We start from the raw sequence: 23,832 nt of genomic DNA, 5'->3' as shown, positions 1-23,832 counted from the left end.
ACGGTCCCGCTGCTGCCGTTCCCCTCCTGCCGTCCCCGTCCTGCCGTCCCCGTCCTGCCGGGCCCGGTCAGCCCGCGAACTCCGGTCCGCGCACCGCCGCCCGGGCCCGGCGGTACCAGCGCCAGCCGACCGTCCTCGGGCCGTCGCGGTAGGGCGCGACCCGCGCGCCCCGGCCCGCCAGCCAGTCCTCGACGTCGGCGAGCGTGTGGGTGCGCCGGACGATGAGCCGTGCGATGCGGTACGGCTCGTCCCGGCCCGAGCTGAGCGCGTGCCGCACCGCGGTGGCCGTCTCGTACCCGGCGCGGGCCGTCATCGCCCGGACCCGGGGGCTGTTGTATCCGTGCGGGTAGGCGAGGTGCGGGACCGGGTGGCCGAGGGCGTCCTCCAGGACGGCCTTGGAGTCGGCCAGTTCGGCCCGGAGCCGGCGGGTGGGCAGGGTGTCCAGCTGGGCGTGGGTCACGGTGTGGCTGCCGACCTCGATGCCCGCGGCCTCCAGGTCCGCCGCCCGGTCGAGGCCCATCATCGGCCCGGGCGGCAGCAGGCTCCCGCCGCCCGTGGTCAGGGCACCGGTGGTGAGGTAGGCGGTGGCGGGCAGGGACCGGGCGGCGAGCGCCTCGGCGGTCGGGCCGGGCAGGTCGGCGAACCCGTCGTCGAAGGTGAGCAGCACCGGCCGGGGCGGCAACGGGGCGCGCCCGGCGAGGTGGTCGGCGAGGGCGCTGATGGTGACGGGGGTGCGGCCGCTGTCCACCACGGCGTCCAGGTGCGCGGCGAACCGGCGCGGGGTGACGGTGAACTCGGCGATCCAGTCGGGCGGGTCGTCCATGACGGCGTGGTAGAGGAACACCGGCACGGCCGGGCTCCCGCCCGATCCGGGCGCAGTCCGCGCGGTGCCCTCCGGGCGGGGTTGCCCCGCCCCGGACCGCTGGGGCGACGCCGTCATCGCGTTCTCCTCTCCGCAGCCACAGCCGTACCCGCAGCCGTACCCACCACCACAGCCGCAGCCGTACCCGCACCTGCCCCCGCACCCGCAGCCGCACCACCCGCGCCCGCCCCCGCCCCCGCCCCCGACGCGCCGTCCCGGGAGCCGCGCAGCGCGCGCCGGGCCCGTAGGTAGCCGACCGGTCCGTACAGCATGCCCCGCCGTTGCAGCCGGGACAGTCGGCGCGGCCAGGGATGGGTGCGGGTGTCGTGGGCGCCTGGGGTGCCGCCGCCGTCGGTGTCCCGCACGGCGGTCAGGGACCGGGCGTGGGACAGCCCGCCGGGCAGCCGGGCGAGGAACGCGGGCAGCAGCGCGGGACGGTTGACCAGGACGGCGGTGAGGTAGGCGGTGAGCCCGGCGCCGTAGCCGTACGCCTGGGTCTCCAGGTCGGCCCAGGTCTCCCGGTGGTGGTGCCAGACCAGCGCGTACGGCGTGTAGTGCAGCCGGTGACCCTCGGCGAGGACGCGGACGAAGCCGTACAGGTCGTCCCCGCCGCGCGCGGCCGTGCCGGCGCCGGTGGCCGGGTCGAAGCCGCCGGCCTCCCGCAGGGCCCCGGCGCGGAACGCCATGTTGGCGCCCGAGCCGAACCGGCCCGCGGTGAACGGGAACAGCGGCTCCTCGCGGGGCGGGTGCCGCGGGTCGTAGGTGACCGGTGTGAAGCCCTTGGCGAAGCCTCCGTGGCTCTCCAGCAGCACCTGAGCCGGTGTCCGCAGCCGGGCGGGCAGGATCAGGCCGGTGGCGCAGCCGAGCCGGGGGTCGGCGGCGAAGGGCGCGGTCAGCTCGGTCAGCCAGCGGGGGTCGGCGACCACGTCGTCGTCGGTGAAGGCGACGACCTCGCCCCGCGCCCGCGCGAGCCCCGCGTTGTGGGCCACCGCGAGCCCCGGGACCGGCTCGCGTACATAGCGCACGCGCCCCCTGTACGCCCCGTGCACCAGGTCGTGCGTCGCGTCGGTCACCGGGGCGTTGTCGACGACGACGACCTCGAACCGGGGGTGGTCCTGGGCGAGCAGGGAGTCGAGCGCCCGGGCCAACTGCCCCGCGCGCTCCCGGGTGGCCACGACGACCGTCGTGCACGGCGGTTCCGCCGCCCCGCCCGCGGAGTCCCCGCCGCCCGCCCCGGAGACGGGCCCGGCCACAGCAGCGGGCGCGGCCCCCGCGTCGGCGGCCCTCCCGGCCGCCGCACCGCCGGCCGGCACGGCGGCGCGGGCGAGGCGGGCCAGTACCGCCCGGGGGTCGGCCCCCTCCGGGACGTGTCCCAGCAGCGTCCCGACGGGCCGGCCGTCGCGGCGGACCAGGGCGAACACCTCGCCGTGCCCGACCGCCGGGCTGCCGGGGCCGGGTCTCAGGTCCACCTCGGCGCCGCGCAGGTCCACCTCGGCGACCTGCACCGCCCCGATGGCCAGGAAACGGCGGATCTCCTCCCGGGCCGCGCGTGCTCTGCGGGACGCTGCTCCGCGGGACGGTGTTCCGGGAGAGGACGTGCTGCCGGACGGTGTTCCGCGGGACGGTCTCCAGCCGGACGGTGTACTGCGGGACATGGGTTCCCTCCCTCCTCAGGAACGGCGCAGCCGGCCCGCGCCCCGCAGGGTCCGCGAGGCCAGCGACGCCAGGCGCGGGCGGGCGCGGACGAAGCCGTGTGCCCGGCGCACCGGCTCGCGGCTCAGCCGGTGCAGCGCCGCACCCGCCCCCGGACGGGTCACCGCCCCTTCGTGGACGGCGAGTTCGCCGGTCCTCAGCGAGTCCTTGTACTCGGCCCGGCCGCGCCCCAGGTCGAGCAGGCCCACGCCGTCGGCGGCTGCCGCCTCCGCCATCCGCAGGTGCAGCACCAGCCCGGGCGAGTACTTCGCGAACTCCGGGTCGTAGGCCGGGAACCAGCAGGCGAGCACGGAGGCCGAGCGCAGGCCGAAGTGCGCGGCGACGGGACGGCCGCCGGCGTAGAGGACCGACAGCGTGCCCGTGCACTGCGCGGCCCTGGTCTCGGCGAGCCGGGCCACCAGCAGGGCGATCCACTCCTGCGCGAACCGGTCGCGCCGGCCCGTCCTGCGGTACTGCGCGGACTTCCACTCCATGAGCGTGCGCAGCGCGGCCGGGTCGCGCTCGTCGAGGACGAACCGGACCGGACCGACCTGGCGGCCGAGCCGGCGCTCCTTGGCCAGCGTGGTCTTCAGGAACTTCGGTGCCTGCGTGCGCAGCACCGACTCGTAGGTCTCGTAGCCCTTCTCCACGTCGATGACGTAGGTGGCGTGCTCCTCGGCCGCGTACGGCACGAACAGCGGCTGGTCCGCCTCCAGGTTGTCGAAGGCGAAGCTGGACAGGGAGCAGGCGCGCAGCAGCTCCCGGGCGTCCGGGACCGCCCCCGGCGCCAGGATCGCTCCCTGGCAGTCCGACACCCCGAGCCCGATCGCCCGGCCCTGTCCCCACGGTCCCCGTTCGTACGGCAGGAAGCCGGCCGGCTCCGCCCCCTCGTACAGCACGGCGACCCGGGCCCGCGGCCGGACCCGTCCGACGGCCGCGGTGAACTCCGGTTCCATGAACGGATTGCGCGGTGTGTCCGCGGCGGCGCGCAGGTCGCGCCACCGTTCCTTCTCCCCCTCGCCGAGCTCCTCCGGCCTCAGCACACGCAGGCGTCCACTGTTCACCCGACCCCCCGATCAAGTCCCCCTGGACCCTTGGAAGGTACCGCCGGGGGCCGGTGGCCGGTAGGTGGCGTCCTGCCCTTTTCGCCACCGGGTGCACGAACCGTCGACGACCGGGCACCGTCCGGCACAGCCCGGCAGCGTCCGGCAGCGTCCGGCAGCGGCTGGCAGCGTCCGGCACCGTCGTGTCGGGCGGCGGGGCGGGCGGCCGGATGCGAGGACCGGACGCGGGGGCCGGACGCGGGGACGGCTGCGGGGGTCGGGTGCGTGCGGCCGGGGTGGCGCGTGGTGGCGGGGTGGGGCGGACGTGAGGAGCGGGGCGGGCGGACGTGGTGAATGGGGGGCGTGCGCTGTCCGTATTCTCTGATCATGGCCGCACCCACCGCATATTCACTCATCGCCACCGACCTGGACGGGACGCTGCTGCGCGGCGACGACACCCTGTCGGACCGGACCCTCGCCGCGCTCGCGCGGGCCACGCGGGCCGGTGCCCGGCACCTGGTGGTGACGGGGCGTCCGGCCCCCCGGGTGCGCCCCCTCCTGGAGGACCTCGGCTGCACGGGGCTCGCGGTGTGCGGGCAGGGCGCCCAGGTGTACGACGCCGGGAGCGACCGGCTGCTGTGGTCGGTGACCCTGGACCGGGAGCTGGCGGAGACCGCGCTCGGCAAGATCGAGGCGGAGACGGGGGAGGTGTACGCGGCGGTCGACCAGGACGGGGTCGACGGGCTCACGCTGATCGAGCCGGGTTACCGGATGCCGCACCCCACGCTGCCCGCCGTGCGGGTGGAGCGGCGCTCCGACCTGTGGGAGCGGCCGATCAGCAAGGTGCTGCTGCGCCACCCGGTGCTGTCCGACGACGAGCTGGCGGCGACGGCCCGTTCGGTGATCGGCTCGCTGGCCACCGTCACCATGTCGGGGCCGGGCACGGTGGAGCTCCAGCCGTGCGGGATCACCAAGGCCACCGGCCTGGCGCTGGCGGCCGGGCACCTGGGCCTGAGCCCCGCGGACACCCTCGCGTTCGGTGACATGCCCAACGACATCCCCATGTTCGACTGGGCGGCCCGCGGGGTCGCGATGGCCAACGCCCACCCGGAGCTGAAGGCGGTGGCGGACGAGGTCACCACGACGAACGAGGACGACGGCGTGGCCGTCGTCCTCGAGCGACTGTTCGGCCGGGGCGCGGTGCCGCACGTGCCCCAACACGTGCCGCACCTGTCCGCCCCGGGCGTCCCGTCCCCGCCCGCCGCGGGGAGGGTGGTGGCTCAGTACGCCCCGAAGACGTTGTCGATGGAGCCGTAGCGGTCGGCCGCGTAGTTGCAGGCGGCCGTGATGTTGGCGACCGGGTCGTACGGGTCGTAGACGGTGCCGGGCACGTGGTAGGCGGCGAAGGTCGGGTCGATGACCTGGAGCAGGCCCTTGGACGGGGTGCCCTTGGCCGCGTTGGAGTCCCACAGGTTGATGGCCTGCGGGTTGCCCGAGGACTCGCGGATGATGTTGCGGTGGATGCCCTCGTAGGAGCCGGGGATGCCGTGCTGGGCCATGACGGACAGCGACTCGCGGATCCAGCCGTCGAGGTTGTCCGGGTACACCGTCGCCGCGGTGGCGGCGGCCGGGGCGGCGGGGGTGGCCGCGGAGGCGCTGGAGGCGCCGAGCAGCGGGAGGGCGGCCACGGCGACGCCGGTGCCGGCCACGGCGAGGGTGCGGGCGAGACGGCGACCGCCGAGGCGGCGGAGCTGACCGGATGCAGGCATGTCTGTGTTCCTCTCCTACGCCTGCGAGGTGAGCTGTCGGGTTCGGACGGGAGAGTGTCCGGCCGTGCCCCTGCGGGCACGGCTTCACCCCGAGCCGTTCCGGCGCGTGGCCGTCCCGGCGACTTACCTGGGTCCCCCGCTCCTGCCGTGCGTGAGTGAGTTCGTCGATGGGTGGTGCGGGCGGCGGCAGGATTCGGCGTCCGCCCGGCGGCCCGGAACGTATGCGAGAGCACACGCCGGGAACAAGTGCGGCCGTCACGGTAAACGCTGCTTGATCTTGACATGGGCGGTTTGCTCCACTTGATCCTTTGCGGTCGCCACGGCTCAACTCGCCACGGGGCAACGGGGAACCGGCGGCCCGCGCCCGTCGTCCCTCTGCCGGGTGGCGCGTGACCGACCTCACGGGCCGAGGGGTGCCGGAGCATTTCACGCCAAGGGGAATTCGCTTGGTAATTGCGGCAAATCGGGCGTCGGGGCGGGCAGGATGGTGCGCATGTCGAGGTGTGGTCCGGAGTGCGCTGCGATGCACCCCGGAAAGTCGGAAAATGTTCCTTGTTGTCGTCCGATCGAAAACGGGCCGGTCCTGATCGTCTCCTGCCCCGCCCGTAGCCCCGGGCCCTGGCGGTGATCGAAACATGACCGGATACGCTGACTTGAGTGATGGCAGCGACCTATCGACAAACCGTGTAAACGCCAGTGGACACCAGCAGACAGGAGACCCCTCGTGACCGTCGTCGGGCCGTTCGGGCTGAGCGTGCGGGACCAGGCTCTGGAAGCCGATGTCCAGGCCGGTATGACGGCTGTCGAGGAAGGGCTGCTCGAGGCCACCAAGAGTGAGGTCCCCTTCATCACGGAGGCCGCCCAGCACCTGGTACGGGCCGGCGGAAAGCGGTTCCGGCCGCTGCTCGTGATGCTCTCCGCCCAGTTCGGCGACCCCTACGCGCCCGGCATCGTGCCGTCGGCCGTGGTGGTGGAGCTGACCCACCTGGCCACGCTGTACCACGACGACGTGATGGACGAGGCCGCCGTGCGGCGCGGGGTGCCCAGCGCCAACACCCGCTGGGGCAACTCGGTCGCCGTCCTCACCGGCGACTTCCTCTTCGCCCGGGCCTCGCAGATCCTGGCCGACCTCGGCCCCGAGGCCGTCCGCGTGCAGGCCGTGGCGTTCGAGCGGCTCGTCACCGGGCAGATCCTGGAGACCGCGGGCCCGCAGGACGGCCGGGACCCCGTGGAGCACTACCTGGACGTGCTCGGCGGCAAGACCGGCTCCCTGGTCGCGGTCTCCTGCCGGTTCGGCGCCATGATGTCCGGCGCCGACGAGACGTTCGTGGACGTGCTCACCCAGTACGGCGAACGCCTCGGCGTCGCGTTCCAGCTCGCCGACGACGTCCTGGACATCGCCTCCGACTCCCACGAGTCGGGCAAGACCCCCGGCACGGACCTGCGCGAGGGCGTCGCCACCCTGCCGGTGCTGCGCCTGCGCGAACGGGCGGCCCGGCTCGGACTGGCCGACGACCTCGCCCTGTGCGAACTGCTCGACTCCGACCTCACCGACGACCGCCGGCACGCCGAGGCGCTGCGCCTGCTGCGCGCCCACCCCGCCCTGGAGCAGGCGCGCCGGGACACCGTCCGCTACGCCCAGGAGGCGCGCGCCGTGCTGGCCCCGCTGCCGGAGTGCGAGGCGAGGACGGCCCTGACGGAGCTGTGCGACGCCGTGGTGCACCGGGCGGGCTGACCCGCGGCCCGGACCCGCCGCGTGCGGTCCGGCACCGTGGTGCACCGGCCGGGCCGGCCCCCGGCCCGGACCGGCCGCCGCGCCCCGTCCCCGACGACCCCTACTGGTTGGCGGACCCGTGGCGGCCCCGATGTCATACCCCAGCAGTACACGGAGTTGGGCCCGCGGTCTGACGCATCCTCCGCTGCGGTTTGGTCAGATGGAACACGACGGACATCACCAGTCCTCACCGATTCGGGTGAGAACGGCGGCTCGGGGTGAACAGGTGCGCAGCACGCGACGCAGGCCGCCGCCGACCAGGAGGTAAGGCACACATGGCACCGAACGCATCCGACGACCAGACGCCCGCGGCGCCGGCCGTCGAGCCCGGCCCGGCCCGCCGCAGGGCCGCCCGGTACGTCGTCCCGGTCACGGTGATGGGGGTGGCGGCCGCGACCATCGGGCTCGTGCCCGCCCTCGCCAGCTCCGGTGACCCCGACCTGCCGAAGATCACCGCCGCCCAGCTCATCGAGAAGATCGCCGAGTCGGACGTGGAGCAGCTGTCCGGCACGGTGAAGGTGACCACCGACCTCGGCCTGCCGGACCTCGGCGGGCTGGAGAGCGCCCTCACCTCCGGCGCCCTCGGCCAGGGCGGTGACGGCTCCTCGGCCGACCCCTCCGCCCAGCTGACCGAGCTGGCCTCCGGCACCCACACGCTGCGCGTCGCCGCCGACGGCCCGGACCGGCAGAAGCTGTCGATCCTGGACGGCTCCGACGAGTACAGCCTCATCCGCAACGGCAGCGACGTCTGGGGCTACGACAGCACGTCCGACGAGGTCTTCCACGGCACGGTCGACGAGCGGCCAGGCGAGGACGACGGGAAGCACCAGCCGCCCGCCACCCCGAAGGACTTCGCCGAGGAGGCCCTGAAGGCGGTCGACGACACCACCTCCGTGACCGTCGACGGCACCGCTCGGGTCGCGGGCCGGGACGCCTACAAGCTGGTCGTCCAGCCCCGGCAGTCCGGCACCACGGTCGGCGCGATCAGCATCGCCGTCGACCACGAGACCGGCCTGCCGCTGAAGTTCACCCTGACCCCGGCGAGCGGCGGCGCGGCCGTCGTCGACGTCGGCTTCACCAAGGTCGACTTCGACCGCCCCGCCGCCTCGACCTTCGACTTCACCCCGCCCGAGGGCGCCCGGGTGACCGAGGAGGGCGACCTGGCGAAGAAGGCGCAGAAGGAGGCGGAGCAGGCGGAGAAGGCGGAGAAGGAAGCCGGGCGGCACTCCGGCAAGAGTGCCGCCGAGGACTCCGGCCGGCCCGGGAAGGCTCCGGGGCCCGAGGACGGCCCGGCCCGGGGGCTCGACGGGATGACGGTCCTCGGCGAGGGCTGGAACTCCGTCGCCACCTTCGACACCGGCGGCCCGGGCCTGCCCGCCGGCGGCACCGGCAGCGACCTGGACGGCTTCCTCGGCTCCCTCGGCGACCGGGTCAAGGGCGAGTTCGGCACCGGCACGGTGTTCAGCACCCGCCTGATCAACGCCCTGATCACCGAGGACGGCACCGTCTACGTCGGCGCGGTCACCAAGGACGCCCTGGTGAAGGCGGCCGAGGGGGCGAAGTAGCCCTCCAGGCAGGTGAAGCGGCCCTTCCGGGGCGGCGGCCGGCGGTGGGCCGCGTCGGCCCGCCCCGGCCGGTGGCTGAAGCCCGCCGGGACCGGCCCTGCCAGGCCGTCCCGGCGGGCTTCGCCGTCGGCGCGGCAGCGGCCCCGGGACGCTCCGCCGCCCGGGGGCGTCTCCTGTGCCCGGCCGTTATGTGGCCGCCTCCGACGGTGGCGGGGCCGTAGGGGCGGGGGCGCGCGCCTGTGTGTTCGCCTCCGCACGCGCATGCGTCTCGGGTCCCGCGAGTGCCGCGCGCGCCCGGGTGTTCGCCGCCGCGCGCACCTGAGTGCCCGCCTCCGCCGCCCGCGCCACGGCCAGCAGCAGGTCCTCCCGCCCGTGCGGTGCCACCAGCTGAAGGCCCGCCGGGCAGCCCTCGGTGCCGAGCCCGGCCGGGAGGCTCAGCGCCGGGTGCCCGCTCAGGTTGAACGCCCACGTGAGGGCGGTCGAGTAGACGTCCCCGGGGCCGTCGTGGCCGTGCGGTGCGGTCGGCGCCGTGGGCGTGAGCAGCAGGGGGGCCTCGGCGCACACGCGGGCCAGACGCACGTCGTTCTCCCGCCGCAGCGCCCCGGCCCCGGCCGGGGCGTCGTCCGCGTGACCGGCCGGTGGCCCGGCGGTGCGCCGGGCTCCTCCGGTCCGTCCGGTCCGCAGGGCGAGCCAGGCGGGGGCGGGGTCCAGGAGCCGTGGCGGCGGTTGCCGGCCGTTCCCGTTCCGCTCCTCCGTGCCCTTGCATGCCCTTCCCTGCTCCTTCGCGCACTTCCCCCTCCGCACACTCCGCCCCTGCGCAGGTTGCCGCTCCACCGAGCGCGCGGGTCGTGTCGCGGTCCCACGAGCCCCGGTGGGCCCCGCACGCCCCGCCGGGGCCCCGTTGCTCCGCCCGGCGCGAGCCCGGCGCGGGGGCGGACGGCCGTTGGGACGAGCCTGTGACAGCGCGGTGACGTGAGAAACCGGGGGAGGCGGACAGACTGGTCGGTAGGTGTACGACCCGAATGAGGGGACCATGGCGCGACTCAGCCGCGAGAAGAAGCGGGAACAGCAGCAGGCGGCGCACACGACGCACGGTGCCGCCGAGCCGATCGAGGTCCGCATCCCCGCCCACGGGGCCGGTGACGCCGTCGCGTCGGTCGGCGGGGTGCCGGTGACCGTCGCACCCGGGGAGGAAGTGCAGCAGGCCGTCCTGGACCGCCTCCAGCACCTGGCCCGCGCCGCCGGGCACGCCGTCCTGGCGACGGTCCGTGACGAGCGCATCGGCTTCGTCGTCCCGCTCCGGGTCGAGCCGGACGGCTCCAGCCGTTTCACCGCCGACCCGGTGCCGACCGGCCCGAGCACGGCACCCGCACCGGCCGCTCCCGCGCCGACCTCGACGCCCGCGCCCGTCTCGACGCCCACGGAACAAGCGCGGCCCGCACCGCCCGCCGCGCCCTTCGCGCCCCCGGTCCCCTCCGCGCCGCCGCAGGCCCCGGCACCCGACGCGGTGGCGGCGCGGAACGCCGTGGTGCGTCCCCCGGCCCCGCTGCCGGTCGGCGACACGGGCCGGGCGGTGCCGTTCGGCACGGTGGCGCCGCCCACCGGGACCTTCGGTCCGCCCCCGGTGATGGAGGCGAAGCCGCACCCCGTCGTCGCCGACGAGGGGCCCCGACGGGCAGCGGGGACCTCCCCGCACCGGAGCCCCGACCCGGACGACCGGCCGGCCCCGCCCCGCGGGTTCGACGCGGTGGCGGAGGCGGTGCTGGGGGACGGGTCCGAGTTCCCCGGTCCCACCGCGGGCGGCCTGCTGGCCGAGCCCGTGGCCCGGATCAGCGACGCCGTCCGGCACGGCAGGCTGGACCCGGCCGCACGCCTGGCCGAGGAGACCGTGACCGAGGCGACGGCCACCCTGGGAGCGGAGCATCCCGAGGTGCTCCGCGTACGGGAACTCGGCGCCTACGTCGCCTACTTGGCCGGGCATCCCGAGCCCGCCCTGCGGACCTGCCTCGACGTCGCCGCGCTCCGCCGCCGCGCGGGGGACGCCGAGGCCGCGTACAGCAGCGTCCGCGGTGCCGCCACCGCCTGGCGGGCGGTGCGCGACCCGTTGCGGGGGCTGGAACTCGGCCGGGAACTCCTCGCGCTGTGGACGGAACTCGCGGCCGACGGGGGACCGGCCGGCGCCGAGACCGACGCCCTGGAGTCGGCCCGGGCCCGCATGGACCGGCTCCACACCCGGGCCCGCACCCGGCAGGACTGAGCCGCGCCGCAGGAGGGCTCGCGCCCCTCCGTCGGCGTCCCGCTCCGTCGCTCCGTCACTCCGTGGCTGGTGGCTCCGGAGCTACCCCTGAGGGGTGCGTCACCGCGTCACTGCGACAGCTCCCAGACGGTGTGGGCGATCGCGTCGCTGTTGCGGTTCAGGGCCGTGTCGTCGATGTTGGCCGTCGTGTCGCACGAGGAGTGGTAGCAGCGGTCGAACGCGCGGCCCGCCGTGCCGCCCCACTTCCTGGCCTGGGCGGCGGTCTTGGTCCGGCTCGCGCCCGTGAACAGGCCGCCGACCGGGACACCCGCGTTCTTGAAGGAGGCGTGGTCCGACCGGCCGTCGCCCTCGGTCTCGATCTCGGTGGGGACGCCGATGCCCGCGAAGTAGTCCTTGAAGGTCTGCTCGATCACCGGGTCGTCGTCGTAGACGAAGTAGCCGGGGTTCGGCGAGCCGATCATGTCGAAGTTCAGGTAGCCGTCGATGCGGGAGCGGTCGGCGGACGACAGCTGGGCGACGTAGTACCGGGAGCCGACCAGGCCCAGTTCCTCCGCCCCCCACCAGGCGAACCGCAGGTGGCTGGAGGGCTGGTACCCCGTCCGGGCGACGGCGAGCGCGGTCTCCAGCACGGCGGCCGAGCCGGAACCGTTGTCGTTGATCGCGGGGCCGGAGGTGACCCCGTCGAGGTGGGCGCCGACCATCAGGACGTGCTCGGAGTCGCCGCCGGGCCAGTCGGCGACGAGGTTGTAGCCGGTGCGTCCGGAAGCGGTGAACTGCTGCACCCGGGTGGTGAATCCGGCCGCGTCCAGTTGGTCCTTCAGGTAGGTGAGGGACGCCTGGTAGCCGGGGCGGCCGTGGGCGCGGTTGCCGCCGTTGGCGGCGGCTATGGACTGGAGCCGGGACAGGTGCGCCTTGACGTTGGCCACGGGTATGTCGGGTGCGGCGGCGGCGCGCGGGGCGGGGGCGGGGGCCGCGCCGGCGGACGCGGTGCCGCCGGCCAGCAGGGTGGCGGTGGCGACGGCACCGGCGGCCGCCGTACGGACGGAAACGGAGAGCTTCATGGGGGGCTCCGAGTTCCTCGGGTGAGCCCGTGGGAGTCCACAGGCATCCCCTGGGTGTGGGGGTGCCTGGATGGTGAAGCTGAAACTGAATCTCCGTCAAGAGCGGTATCAGGACACCCGTTCGCGCATTCCGGAGGCGAACGGGCCCGCCCGGGAAGCGCGGAGCGGACCCGGGGGGTGTACGGAAGGGCGGCGTACGGCCGGGCGGTCACCGTCCGGGAGCCCACGCGGGGTTCTGTCGCCGTGGTTTCCGTTGCGTTGCTTCCGCTGCCGTTGTTTCCGCTGTCTCTGCCCCTTGTCGCCGTGCCCGCAGCGCGGTGGCCGAGGCCCGGGTGCTGGTCAGTGCACGCAGAACTCGTTCGACTCGGGGTCGGTCATCACGGTCCAGGTCCCGGAGGGTTCCCGCACCTCCCGCAGCACCCGCGCACCCAGCCGCTCCAGTCGGCGGACCTCCTCCTCGCGGCGGTCCGCCGGTTCCGGATGGAGGTCGAGGTGCAGCCGGTTCTTGACCGTCTTCGCCTCCGGGACCCGCTGGAAGAGCAGCCGCCGGCCCAGCCCCGTGCCGCTCGCCTCCTCGTAGGGGTCGTCGGGGTGCCGTACCCCGATCAGGTCCCGGAAGGCGTGGCGGCCGTGGTGTACCACCACCGCCTCGGCGGGCAGGGCGCCGGACGCGAGCAACCGCTCGATGAGGGCGCTGTTGTCCTCGACCAGGTAACCCAGGGCCGCGGCCCAGAAGTCCGCCTGGGCGTGCGGGTCCCCCGCGTCGATGACCAGCTTCCAGTGCACGGGGACGGAGACGGGCGGTGCCGGCGTCTGATTCATGCCCACAGTTCTACCGCGCCGGCGCCGCTGAGCGCGTCACGGACGGGACCGGGCCGTGTCGCTCCGGGCCGTCTCGCTTCGGGGCGCGTCGGTCCGGAGCGGTGCGCCGGCCGCCGGGGAGCCCTCCGGCCCGGCCGGTACCGGCACCGGTGCGGGTACCGGCTCCGGCGCCGGGGTGTGCGCCGTGCCGCCCGCGCGCGGGCCGCCGGCGGCCGTCCGGCCGGCGGCCCGGTGTTCGGCGAGGGTGCGTGCGGTCCGGCGGGCGGTGCGCAGCGCGTCCCAGGTGAGCAGCGTGAGCGCCAGCCACACCAGCGCGAACCCGGCCCAGCGCTCGGGCGGCATGGCCTCCTTGAAGTACAGGACGCCGAGCAGGAACTGGAAGACCGGCGTCATGTACTGCAGGAGCCCCAGCGTGGACAGCGGCACGCGGATGGCGGCGGCGCCGAAGCAGACCAGCGGCAGCGCGGTGACGAGTCCGGAGGCGACCATCAGCAGTACGTGGCCGGTGCCCTCGGTGCCGAAGGTGGCCTCGCCCCGGCTGCCCAGCCACATCAGGTAGCCGAGCGCGGGCAGGAACTGGATCGCGCTCTCCGCGGCCAGTGACTCGACCCCGCCGAGGTCGACCTTCTTCTTCACGAGGCCGTAGGTGGCGAACGAGAAGGCGAGGCAGAGCGAGATCCACGGCGGCTGCCCGTACCCCACGGTCAGGACGGCGACCGCCGCGGCGCCGACGCCCACGGCCGCCCACTGCGCCGGGCGCAGGCGCTCCTTCAGCAGCAGCACGCCCATCGCGATCGTGACGAGCGGGTTGATGAAGTAGCCGAGGGACGCCTCGACGACGTGCCCGGAGTTGACCGCCCAGATGTAGACGCCCCAGTTGACGGTGATGACCGCCGCGGCCAGCGCCACCAGCGCCAGCCGGCGCGGCTGCCGCAGCAGTTCGCCGAGCCACGCCCAGCGGCGCACGAGCAGCAGGGCGACGCCGACGAAGAGCAGGGACCACACCATCCGGTGGGCGAGGATCTCCACCGCTCCGGCGGGCATCAGCAGGGGCCAGAAGAGGGGGACCAGGCCCCACATGCCATAGGCCGCGAAGCCGTTCAGCAGTCCTGTGCGCCCTTCGGCGGCCGGCTTCCCGGTCACTGGCCCTCCCTCGGTTCCCTGCGTGTGCCGTGTCCGGGCGCCGCCCGAACTGTTCGACGGTAACGCCGCGGGCCCCTGCCTGTCATGCCCGTACCGGGATACGGTCATGACGGGGTCGGGGCGCGGGTCCGGGTACGGGAGGCGGGGAGGGGCAGCGGGAGGTGGGATACCTCGGTCACCGGGTCGTCCGGTGCCGGCCCCGCCCCCGCACCGACGGCCGGGGCCGGGGCGGGGGCGGGGCGAGGTATCGGGGGGTGCGGCGGGGGTGCCGGTCAGCCCTTCAGGGCGGCGGTGATCGCCTCGGACAGCGGAGTGGTCGGACGGCCGGTCAGACGGGACAGGTCGCCGCTGTCGACGACCAGCTCGCCCTTGGCGATGGAGGCGTCCGCACCCGCGTAGACGGCGGCCACCGGCTCGGGCAGGCCCGCACCGGTCAGGATCGCGGTCAGCTCCTCCTGCGTGACCTTCCGGTAGGCGATCTCCTCGCCGGTCTGCCGGCTCAGCTCGGCCGCGTACTCGGCGAAGCTCCACGCCCGGTCACCGGCGAGCTCGTAGGTCTTGTTCTCGTGGCCCTCGCCGGTCAGCACGGCGACGGCGGCAGCGGCGTAGTCGGCGCGCGACGCGGACGACACCCGGCCCTCGCCGGCCGCCGCGACCACCGCGCGGTGCTCCAGGACCGGGGCGAGGTTCTCGGTGTAGACCTCGTGGTACCAGCAGTTGCGCAGCAGCGTGTACGGCAGCCCCGAGCCGAGCAGCACCTCCTCGGTGCCCCGGTGGGCGTCGGCGAGCGAGGCGGTCAGCGTGCCGGGCGCGCTGGTGTAGGCGAGCAGGGCGACCCCGGCGGCCCGGGCGGCGTCGATCACCACCCGGTGCTGGGCGACCCGGTCCTGGTCCACCTCGCTGCCGGAGATCAGCAGCACCTTGTCCCCGGCCGCGAAGACGCCGTCGAAGGTCTCGGGCGCGTTGTAGTCGGCGACGGCGATCCGGACGCCGCGTCCGGCGAGGTCGGCGGCCCTGTCGGCGTTCCGGACGACGGCGGTGATCCGGTCGGCCGGGACCTTCTCCAGCAGCTGCCCGACGACGTGCCGGCCGAGGTGCCCGGTGGCGCCGGTGACGACGATGCCCATGGTGTGCGACTCCTTGTGCGGGTGGGTGGCTTTCCCACCCACCGTAGGGGAGGTACTAACTCATTGAAAGTACCCACCTTGAAGTAAGGTACGGGTATGAAGGTACGGGTATGACGGTCAGTGGACGTGCCGCACGGGACGAAGCCGAGGCGATGTGTCCCCACCGGCTGATCCTGGAACACGTGACCAGCCGCTGGGGCGTGCTGGTGCTCGTCCTCCTGCTCGACCGGCCGCACCGCTTCGGCGAACTGCGCCGGGCCATCGGCAGGGTCAGCGAGAAGATGCTCACCCAGACCCTCCAGACCCTGGAGCGCGACGGCCTGGTGCACCGCGACGCCCGTCCGGTCATCCCCCCACGCGTCGACTACTCCCTCACCGGCCTGGGCCGGGAGGCCGCCGAGCAGGTCCGTGAGCTGGCCCGGTGGACCGAGCGCCGCACGCCCGAGGTGCTCGCCGCCCGGCAGGCGTACGACGCGGCCCGCGCCGCCTCCTGAAGCCACCGCGTCCGCGCCGGGCGGCCGTCGCCGAGGCCGCGCACGCGTCCGGGGACCCTGCGAGACTCCTGCGCCGCCGGCGCACACACGGCGGGGCCCGGACACCGCTCCTCGGTGTCCGGGCCCCGTCCTGCCGGTGTGCGGAGGGCACCGTGCGTCGGTGCCCCCGGGTTCACCCCACGACCGTCCACGTGTCGCCGCCCGCGAGGAGCGCGGCGAGATCGCCCTTGCCCTGCTGCTCGACGGCGGTGTCGAGCTGGTCGGACATCAGCGTGTCGTAGACCGGGCGGTCCACGGAGCGCAGCACGCCGATCGGGGTGTGGTGCAGCGTGTCCGGGTCGGCGAGCCGGGAGAGCGCGAACGCGGTGGTCGGCGACGCGGCGTGCGCGTCGTGGACCAGGATGTCGGCCTCGTTCTCCGGGGTGACCGCGACGATCCGGAGGTCGCCCGTCAGCCGGTCCCGCACGACCCCCTTGGAGCCCTCGCTGCCGAAGCGGATCGGCTGCCCGTGTTCGAGCCGGATCACCGCCTCCTCGGCCTGCTGCCGGTCCTTGAGGACCTCGAAGGCACCGTCGTTGAAGATGTTGCAGTTCTGGTAGATCTCCACCAGGGCCGTGCCCGGGTGGGCGGCGGCCTCGCGCAGCACCCCGGTGAGGTGCTTGCGGTCCGAGTCGACCGTGCGGGCCACGAACGACGCCTCCGCGCCCAGCGCCAGCGACACCGGGTTGAACGGGGCGTCCAGCGAACCCATCGGCGTCGACTTGGTGATTTTCCCGACCTCGGAGGTCGGGCTGTACTGGCCCTTGGTCAGACCGTAGATCCGGTTGTTGAACAACAGGATCTTCAGGTTGACGTTGCGGCGCAGGGCGTGGATCAGGTGGTTGCCGCCGATGGACAGCGCGTCGCCGTCCCCCGTGACCACCCACACGCTCAGATCGCGCCGGGAGGCCGCGAGGCCGGTGGCGATGGCCGGGGCCCGGCCGTGGATGGAGTGCATCCCGTAGGTGTTCATGTAGTACGGGAAGCGGGAGGAGCAGCCGATGCCGGAGACGAAGACGATGTTCTCCCGCGCCAGCCCGAGCTCGGGCATGAAGCCCTGCACGGCGGCGAGCACGGCGTAGTCACCGCAACCGGGGCACCAGCGCACTTCCTGGTCGGACTTGAAGTCCTTCATGGACTGCTTGCCCTCGGCCTTCGGCACCAGCGAGAGGGGCCCGAGCGTGCCGGTGCCCGCCGCGGATCCCGTGCCCGCCTCGGGTCCCGTGCCCGCGTCCGGGCCCGTCGCCGCGCCTCGTGTGGACGTCTCAGCCATCGATGGCCTCCTTCAGAGCCGTTGCGAGCTGCTCCGCCTTGAACGGCATGCCGTTGACCTGGTTGTAGGACCGCGCGTCGACCAGGTACCTCGCCCGGATCAGGGTGGCGAGCTGGCCCAGGTTCATCTCGGGGACCACCACCCTGTCGTACGACCGCAGGACGTCCCCGAGGTTCTTCGGGAAGGGGTTGACGTGCCGCAGGTGCGCCTGCGCCACCGCCTCCCCGGCCCGGCGCAGCCGCCGCACGGCCGCCGTGATCGGCCCGTACGTCGACCCCCAGCCCAGGACCAGGGTCCGCGCGCCGTCCGGGTCGTCCACCTCCAGGTCGGGCACCTCGATGCCGTCGACCTTGGCCTGCCGGGTGCGGACCATGAAGTCGTGGTTGGCCGGGTCGTAGGAGATGTTGCCCGTGCCGTCCTGCTTCTCGATGCCGCCGATGCGGTGCTCCAGGCCGGGGGTGCCCGGGACCGCCCAGGGCCTGGCCAGCGTCTCGGGGTCGCGCTTGTACGGCCAGAACACCTCCGTGCCGTCCTCGGTGGTGTGGTTCGGGCCCTGCGCGAACTGCACCCCGAGGTCCGGCAGCTCCTCCAGGTCCGGCACCCGCCAGGGCTCCGAACCGTTGGCCAGGTAACCGTCGGACAGCAGGAACACCGGAGTCCGGTACGTCAGCGCGATCCGGGCCGCCTCCAGCGCGGCGTCGAAGCAGTCCGCCGGCGTGCGCGGTGCCACCACCGGGACCGGCGCCTCGCCGTTGCGCCCGTACATCGCCTGCAGCAGGTCCGCCTGCTCCGTCTTGGTCGGCAGCCCCGTCGACGGGCCGCCCCGCTGGATGTCCACGATCAGCAGCGGCAGCTCCAGCGACACCGCCAGCCCGATGGTCTCCGACTTCAGCGCCACGCCGGGACCGGAGGTCGTGGTGACCGCGAGCGACCCCCCGAAGGCCGCGCCGAGGGCCGCGCCGATGCCCGCGATCTCGTCCTCCGCCTGGAAGGTGCGCACGCCGAAGTTCTTGTGGCGGCTCAGCTCGTGCAGGATGTCGGACGCCGGGGTGATCGGGTAGGACCCCAGGAACAGCGGCAGGTCCGCCTGTCGGGACGCCGCGATCAGGCCGTAGGCCAGCGCCAGGTTCCCCGAGATGTTCCGGTACACGCCCGGCGGGAACGCCGTCGCGGCCGGGGCCACCTCGTAGGAGACGGCGAAGTCCTCGGTCGTCTCGCCGAAGTTCCAGCCGGCCCGGTAGGCCGCGATGTTGGCCGCCGCGATGTCCGGCTTCTTCGCGAACTTCGACCTCAGGAAGCGCTCCGTGCCCTCGGTGGGCCGGTGGTACATCCAGCTCAGCAGGCCCAGCGCGAACATGTTCTTGCTGCGCTCGGCCTCCTTGCGGCTCAGCTCGAAGTCCTTCAGGGCCTCGACCGTGAGCGTCGTCAGCGGCACCGGATGGAGGTGGTAGCCGTCGAGCGAGCCGTCCTCCAGCGGGTTGCTCTCGTAGCCGACCTTGGCCATCGCCCGCTTGGTGAACTCGTCCGTGTTGACGATGATCTCGGCGCCGCGCGGCAGGTCCCCGACGTTCGCCTTCAGGGCGGCCGGGTTCATCGCCACCAGCACGTTCGGCGCGTCACCCGGGGTCAGGATGTCGTGGTCGGCGAAGTGCAACTGGAAGGACGAGACCCCCGGCAGGGTGCCGGCGGGCGCGCGGATCTCCGCGGGGAAGTTCGGCAGCGTCGACAGGTCGTTGCCGAAGGACGCGGTCTCGGAGGTGAAGCGGTCACCGGTGAGCTGCATGCCGTCACCCGAGTCCCCCGCGAACCTGATGATCACCCGGTCGAGCCGGCGGACGTCCTTCGCCCCCGCCGCTGTGCGCTGCTCTCCTACGACTGCTCCGTCGGCCTGCTCCGCTGGGCTGCTGACCTGACTGGTCACTGAACTGGACCTCCTCGAGGCGGCTGTCCGGGACGGCCCTCCCGCAGGCCCTCCCTGGATCAACCCTACGTCCGTAAGGGTCGCCTTCCTCGGGTCATTCGCATGTTGGACCCGAACGCGGCCCGTCACGACGTACCGATGTGTCCCGCCTTTTCCCTTGAATCACGCCGGTTTCCGGCCCCGCACCCTTGCCATCCAAGACGCGGCCCGCTCCCGCGCCGGTTCGCGCCCGGCCGCACCGCCGCGCCTCCGGCCCCGGAAATCGCCCGTACGGGCGGGCGCGCGTCCGCCGGGGAGCGGCGCCGGTCGCGGGGGCCCGGCGTCCGGAAGCCCTCCGGGACGGGGGCGGCTGCTCCGGGTCCGGGAAGGCTCCGGGTCCGGGGAGATTGCGGATCCGGGAAACCTCCGGGTTCGGGGACCTGGAACCTCCGGGGCCGGAGATCTGCGACCTCCGGGGTCCGGGTACCGGTGGGAGCGGATCGCAATCCGGGTTCGGGGCATCGGACACCGAGAGGCGGCGGTGCCGAACGGGCGACGACGAAGGGGCGGCGACGGACGGGCCGACGGACGGGCGGTGACGGACGGACCGGGCGGAGGCTCAGGACCGGCGGGACGCCTCAGGGCGGGCGGGACGGCCGAGGGACGGATCCGGTCGGTGGGACGGACCCTTCGGGCGGATCAGGAGTTCAGATAGGTCAGCACGGCCAGCACCCTGCGGTGATCGCCGTCGCTCGGGGACAGCCCCAGCTTCATGAAGATGTTGCTGACGTGCTTCTCCACCGCGCCGTCGCTCACCACCAGCTGCCGGGCGATCGCCGAGTTCGTGCGCCCCTCGGCCATCAGCCCCAGGACCTCGCGCTCCCGCGGGGTCAGTCCCGCGAGCACGTCCTGCTTGCGGCTGCGCCCGAGCAGCTGGGCGACCACCTCCGGGTCCAGGGCCGTACCGCCCCCGGCCACCCGTACGACCGCGTCCACGAACTCGCGCACCTCGGCCACCCGGTCCTTCAGCAGGTAGCCGACGCCCCGGCTGGATCCGGCGAGCAGCTCGGTGGCGTAGCGCTCCTCCACGTACTGCGACAGCACCAGGACCCCCACCCCCGGGTGCGACCTGCGCAGCTGCACCGCCGCGCGCACGCCTTCGTCGGTGTGCGTCGGGGGCATCCGGACGTCGGCGACGACCACGTCCGGGAGTTCCCCCTGGTCGGCCAGTTCGCCGACGGTCTTGATCAGTGCCTCACCGTCGCCGACCCCGGCCACCACGTCGTGGCCCCGGTCGGTCAGCAGCCGGGTCAGTCCCTCCCGCAACAGCACCGAGTCCTCGGCGATGACCACCCGCACCCTGTCCTCCACGTTCCTCGGCCCCCCAGCCCTGTCCCGGCACCGCCCGTGTGGCGGCCCGTTCGACAGGACCAGCATCCCAGTTCGTCCCGGACATGCGGAGGGGGACGCGGTCGGGAGTGTCCGCCGCCGGGTGTCGCCGGGGCCGCGGGGGCCGCCGGGGCCGTCGATGCCGCCGGACGGTGGTCGCGGGGCTCGGGGCCGGACGCGGGCGAGGTACGCACCGGTGCGTACGCACCAGTGCGGGGCCGGTCCGGGGCGCAGGACCGCCGGCGCCGGGTCGGCGCCGGTGCGGCACGGGGCCGGAGGGGTGTGGCCGGTGCGGCGTGCCCGTGCGGTCCGGGGCGCAGGGCTCACCGGTGCGGTTCGGTGCGCCACGGCAGCTCGGCCGTCACGCGGGTCGGGCCGCCCGCCGGCGAATCGACCACCAGGATGCCGTCCACCGCGTCCAGCCGCTCCGCCAGCCCCGCGAGACCCGAGCCGGCGGCCACGTCGGCGCCGCCCACACCGTTGTCCGTCACCTGGAGCAGCAGCCGGTCCTCCGTCCGCCACACCTCCACGCTCGCAGCGGTCGCGCCCGAGTGCTTGCTGATGTTCTGCAGCAGCTCGGAGACCGTGAAGTACGCGATGCCCTCGATCGCCGACGCGGGCCGCTCCGTCAGGTCCACCTCGACCCGCACCGGCACCGTGCAGCGAGAGGCCACCGACGAGAGCGCCGCGTCCAGTCCCCGGTCGGTCAGCACCGCCGGGTGGATGCCCCGGGCCAGGTCCCGGAGCTCCTGGAGCGCGGTCTTCACCTCGCCGTGCGCCTCGTCCACCATGTGGGCCGCGGCCTGCGGGTCCTCCCGCAGCTTCTCCTTGGCCAGGCCCAGCCCCATGGCGAGGTTGACCAGCCGGGCCTGCGCGCCGTCGTGCAGGTCGCGTTCGATGCGGCGCAGGTCGGCCGCCGCCGTGTCCACGACCACGCCCCGGTCCGACTCCAGCTCCACCACCCGCGTCGCCAGCCGCGACGGCCCCAGCAGCCCGTGCACCATGACCCGGTCGACCGTCGTCAGCGCCCGCACGATCCACGGCGTGGCGAGGGTGAACAGCAGGCCCACCAGCGCGGTCACGGTGACCTCGAAGGCGTTGTCGAGGTAGATCCGGTGCTGCCCGTCCCCGTACAGCTGGATGCCGCCCTGTCCGGCGTAGGCCGGGAACACCCAGAACCACAGGGGGTACGTCAGCAGCGTCCAGCCGATCGACCAGAACGTCACCGACACGGTGAAGGTGAAGATCGACCACGGCATCTGGAGCAGCGAGTACAGCAGGGCCCGCCAGGAGGTGCCGCTCTTGAGCACCGCCCCCATCCAGGCCATCGCGCCCGGCTTCCTCATCCGTACGGGTTCCGGCTCGTCGACCTCCAGGTCCAGCAGCGCCCGGGCCCGTGCCCGTTCCAGCACGCCGATCCCGCGGCATCCCGCGAGCGCCGCCGCCAGCACCGGGACGCCCAGAAAGGTCACCAGCAGACCGGCCCCCAGCGACACCATCGTGACCGCGTAGGTGAACAGCACGACGCTGATCGGCAGGCTCAGCAGGACGTAGCCCAGCTCGCGCCAGGTGCGCCCCTCGACCGGTGCCCGCAGCGCGGCCGGCAGCCGGTGGCGGCGCCCGGCGGTCTCCCGGCGCCCCGGTCCGCTGCCGAGTCCGTGGGCCGGCCCGTAGCCGTACCCGTCGCCCTGTCCGTAGTCGGTGGCCATCGGCGTCGTCCCTCTCCTGTCCGGCGGCTGTCCTGTCGTGCTCCAGCCTGCTCCGTCGCAGGTCGGCGGACCATGGAGTCCGTCGCAGTCCTGGACGGGGGTTAACCCCACCGCGGGGCCCGTTTCCGCGCCGGCCGCGCCGGCCGTGCCCGCGTCGGCGGCACCGGGCACGGACGACGCCCCCGTACCCAGGGGGACGGGGGCGGGGCAGGTCCGGGGGCGGGGCGCGGGGTCGGCCCGCGTGCGCCTCAGGGTGCGGTCCGGCGCGGGGGGCGGGCGGACGGGGGCTGCGGGGCGGACGCGGTGTGGGACGTCGGCGGGGCGGACGGGGCAGGCGGGGTGTGCGGGGCGTGGGAGGCGTCGGCACGGTCCTCGGCGCGGGCGCGCCACGGCAGTTCCGCGGTCACCGTCGTCGGGCCGCCCTGCGGGGAGTCGACGACGAACAGCCCGTCGACCGCTCCCAGCCGGTCGGCGAGCCCGCGCATCCCCGTGCCCCGTTCCAGGCTCGCGCCCCCGTGGCCGTCGTCCTCCACCTGCACCAGCAGCCGGTCGTCGGTGCGCCACACGTCCACCGAGGCGGACCGTGCACCGCTGTGCTTGCTCACGTTCTGCAGCAGCTCCGAGACCGTGAAGTACGCGATGCCCTCGATCGCGGCGGCCGGGCGTTCGGTCAGGTCGACCGTCACCTTCACCGGCACCGTGCAGCGGGTGGCCACCGACGACAGCGCCGCGTCCAGGCCCCGGTCGGTCAGCACCGCGGGGTGGATGCCCCGGGCCAGGTCCCGGAGTTCCTGCAGGGCCAGTTTCACCTCGCCGTGGGCCTCCTCGACCATCGCCGCCGCCGTGTCCGGGTCCTCCAGCAGCTTCTCCTTGGCCAGGCCCAGCCCCATGGCGAGGTTGACCAGCCGGGCCTGCGCGCCGTCGTGCAGGTCGCGTTCGATGCGACGCAGGTCGGCCGCCGCCGTGTCGACCACCACGCCCCGGTCCGACTCCAGTTCGGCGATGCGCCGTTCCAGCTCGTCGGACGGGGAGAGCAGCCCCCTGACCATCGCCCGGTCCACCTCGGTCATCGCGCGGGCCAGGTAGGGCAGCACCGGCCACAGCACGAACAGCGAGACCAGCGTGACGGAGAAGGTGAGGACACCCCACGGCAGCCGGATCAGCTCGTAGAGCATGGTGCGCCAGCCCACCGGGTCCTTCAGCGCCAGCCACAACTGCTCCCAGAACCCCGCGGAGCCCGGCATCGGCAGCCGGCTCGGCTCCTCGACCCGCACCCCCAGCAACGCCCTCGCCCGGGCCCGCTCCGCCCTCCCCAGCAGCCGCGCACCCATCAGCGCGGCGGCGAGCAGCGGGAGCCCGATGACGGTGACGGTCAGCGGGACACTGGTGAACAGCACGGTCACCACGTAGGTGAAACCGACCAGCGACACGGGGAGGTTCAGCAGGAGATGGGCGATCTCCTGCCAGGTGTGCCGGTCGAACGCGAATCGGGGAGGCGGCGGACGGTCGTCGCCCGCGCCGCGGTCCACGCGGACGCGAAGGCCACCGGGGTCGCCCGAGTCGCGAGAGCCGCCGGGTTCACCGGGGCCGACGGGGTCTCGGGGATCGCCGGGGCCGCCGGGGTCGCCATGCTTGGTCATGAGCCCTAGCCTGCCCGTCACCCGGGGGCCCGCGCCATGAGGGCGACCGCCCTCGCCCCCTGGGGAAAACCCCACCCCTCGCGCGGAGTGGGTGACGGGCTGCTTACCGTGCCTTTATCAGGGCCTAGACTCCCGTCCGTACAGATCGTCGGCCCGGACGAACGGCCCGGACGAACGGCCCGGACGAACGGCCCGGACGAACGGCCCGGACGAACGGCCCGGACGAACGGCCCGGACGAACGGCCCGGACGAACGGCCCGGACGAACGGCCCG

The 23,832-nt window shown here is 74.3% G+C and carries 18 protein-coding genes, 1 pseudogene and 1 riboswitch; of the genes and pseudogenes, 5 read left to right on the top strand and 14 right to left on the bottom strand.

Going from position 1 to position 23,832, the window contains the following annotated elements:
* Positions 1 to 67 precede the first annotated feature (67 nt).
* From AC02VZ_RS22705 to AC02VZ_RS22695, 3 genes are all read right to left on the bottom strand, one after another.
* A complete protein-coding gene (locus tag AC02VZ_RS22705; RefSeq protein WP_432056049.1) occupies positions 68 to 844 on the bottom strand; it encodes a polysaccharide deacetylase family protein in 777 nt (258 codons plus the stop codon).
* 92 nt (positions 845 to 936) lie between these two features.
* Positions 937 to 2,517: a glycosyltransferase family 2 protein gene (locus tag AC02VZ_RS22700; RefSeq protein ID WP_432056007.1), complete on the bottom strand. Its 1,581-nt coding sequence runs from the start codon at positions 2,515 to 2,517 to the stop codon at positions 937 to 939.
* Between the two features lie 15 nt (positions 2,518 to 2,532).
* Complete coding sequence (locus tag AC02VZ_RS22695; protein WP_432056008.1) at positions 2,533 to 3,618, bottom strand: GNAT family N-acetyltransferase; 1,086 nt, start codon at positions 3,616 to 3,618, stop codon at positions 2,533 to 2,535.
* Between the two features lie 366 nt (positions 3,619 to 3,984).
* Here AC02VZ_RS22695 and AC02VZ_RS22690 point away from each other — a divergent pair, with 366 nt between their 5' ends.
* Positions 3,985 to 4,914 carry an HAD family hydrolase gene (locus tag AC02VZ_RS22690; protein ID WP_432056009.1) on the top strand — a complete coding sequence of 310 codons (930 nt, stop codon included), beginning with the start codon at positions 3,985 to 3,987 and terminating at the stop codon, positions 4,912 to 4,914.
* On the opposite strand, the gene AC02VZ_RS22685 is transcribed toward AC02VZ_RS22690, so the two are convergent.
* Entirely contained in the window at positions 4,878 to 5,366 is a 489-nt protein-coding gene (locus AC02VZ_RS22685; protein WP_432056010.1) for a transglycosylase SLT domain-containing protein, read from the bottom strand. The genes AC02VZ_RS22690 and AC02VZ_RS22685 overlap by 37 nt on opposite strands.
* Before the next feature lie 3 nt (positions 5,367 to 5,369).
* Positions 5,370 to 5,534: riboswitch (cyclic di-AMP (ydaO/yuaA leader) on the bottom strand.
* Between the two features lie 556 nt (positions 5,535 to 6,090).
* Here AC02VZ_RS22685 and AC02VZ_RS22680 point away from each other — a divergent pair.
* Complete coding sequence (locus tag AC02VZ_RS22680) at positions 6,091 to 7,101, top strand: polyprenyl synthetase family protein (protein WP_432056011.1); 1,011 nt, start codon at positions 6,091 to 6,093, stop codon at positions 7,099 to 7,101.
* A gap of 314 nt (positions 7,102 to 7,415) precedes the next feature.
* Complete coding sequence (locus AC02VZ_RS22675; RefSeq protein WP_432056012.1) at positions 7,416 to 8,705, top strand: LolA family protein; 1,290 nt, start codon at positions 7,416 to 7,418, stop codon at positions 8,703 to 8,705.
* Between the two features lie 327 nt (positions 8,706 to 9,032).
* Here AC02VZ_RS22675 and AC02VZ_RS22670 read toward each other — a convergent pair.
* Positions 9,033 to 9,428 (bottom strand): annotated as a pseudogene (locus AC02VZ_RS22670) (amidase family protein); the annotation flags it as partial.
* A 310-nt stretch (positions 9,429 to 9,738) separates the two neighbouring features.
* Between AC02VZ_RS22670 and AC02VZ_RS22665 the strand changes: the two are divergent.
* Complete coding sequence (locus AC02VZ_RS22665; protein ID WP_432056013.1) at positions 9,739 to 10,962, top strand: tetratricopeptide repeat protein; 1,224 nt, start codon at positions 9,739 to 9,741, stop codon at positions 10,960 to 10,962.
* Between the two features lie 107 nt (positions 10,963 to 11,069).
* Here the strand turns inward: AC02VZ_RS22665 and AC02VZ_RS22660 are convergent, their stop codons facing one another.
* The 4 genes from AC02VZ_RS22660 to AC02VZ_RS22645 form a co-directional block, all read right to left on the bottom strand.
* Entirely contained in the window at positions 11,070 to 12,023 is a 954-nt protein-coding gene (locus tag AC02VZ_RS22660) for a M28 family metallopeptidase (RefSeq protein ID WP_432056014.1), read from the bottom strand.
* 339 nt (positions 12,024 to 12,362) lie between these two features.
* Positions 12,363 to 12,845, bottom strand: a complete 483-nt coding sequence (locus AC02VZ_RS22655; protein ID WP_432056015.1) for a VOC family protein — start codon at positions 12,843 to 12,845, stop codon at positions 12,363 to 12,365.
* 36 nt (positions 12,846 to 12,881) lie between these two features.
* A complete protein-coding gene (gene rarD, locus AC02VZ_RS22650; RefSeq protein ID WP_432056016.1) occupies positions 12,882 to 13,988 on the bottom strand; it encodes an EamA family transporter RarD in 1,107 nt (368 codons plus the stop codon).
* Between the two features lie 272 nt (positions 13,989 to 14,260).
* Complete coding sequence (locus tag AC02VZ_RS22645; RefSeq protein WP_432056017.1) at positions 14,261 to 15,115, bottom strand: SDR family oxidoreductase; 855 nt, start codon at positions 15,113 to 15,115, stop codon at positions 14,261 to 14,263.
* 110 nt (positions 15,116 to 15,225) lie between these two features.
* Between AC02VZ_RS22645 and AC02VZ_RS22640 the strand changes: the two genes are divergently transcribed.
* Positions 15,226 to 15,609, top strand: coding sequence for a winged helix-turn-helix transcriptional regulator (locus AC02VZ_RS22640; protein ID WP_432056018.1), 384 nt, complete (start codon positions 15,226 to 15,228; stop codon positions 15,607 to 15,609).
* Positions 15,610 to 15,781: 172 nt separating this feature from the next.
* Here the strand turns inward: AC02VZ_RS22640 and AC02VZ_RS22635 are convergent, their stop codons facing one another.
* From AC02VZ_RS22635 to AC02VZ_RS22615, 5 genes are all read right to left on the bottom strand, one after another.
* A complete protein-coding gene (locus tag AC02VZ_RS22635) occupies positions 15,782 to 16,921 on the bottom strand; it encodes a 2-oxoacid:ferredoxin oxidoreductase subunit beta (RefSeq protein WP_432056019.1) in 1,140 nt (379 codons plus the stop codon).
* Positions 16,914 to 18,842, bottom strand: a complete 1,929-nt coding sequence (locus AC02VZ_RS22630) for a 2-oxoacid:acceptor oxidoreductase subunit alpha (RefSeq protein WP_432056020.1) — start codon at positions 18,840 to 18,842, stop codon at positions 16,914 to 16,916. The genes AC02VZ_RS22635 and AC02VZ_RS22630 overlap by 8 nt, the downstream gene beginning before the upstream one ends.
* Before the next feature lie 678 nt (positions 18,843 to 19,520).
* Entirely contained in the window at positions 19,521 to 20,180 is a 660-nt protein-coding gene (locus AC02VZ_RS22625) for a response regulator transcription factor (RefSeq protein ID WP_362092455.1), read from the bottom strand.
* Positions 20,181 to 20,533: 353 nt separating this feature from the next.
* Complete coding sequence (locus AC02VZ_RS22620) at positions 20,534 to 21,919, bottom strand: sensor histidine kinase (RefSeq protein ID WP_476476251.1); 1,386 nt, start codon at positions 21,917 to 21,919, stop codon at positions 20,534 to 20,536.
* 248 nt (positions 21,920 to 22,167) lie between these two features.
* Entirely contained in the window at positions 22,168 to 23,559 is a 1,392-nt protein-coding gene (locus AC02VZ_RS22615; protein ID WP_476476250.1) for a sensor histidine kinase, read from the bottom strand.
* Positions 23,560 to 23,832: the final 273 nt, after the last annotated feature.

This window comes from Streptomyces sp. 3-6 (genome assembly GCF_056323165.1).
This window is presented reverse-complemented; position numbering and strand designations above follow the sequence as displayed.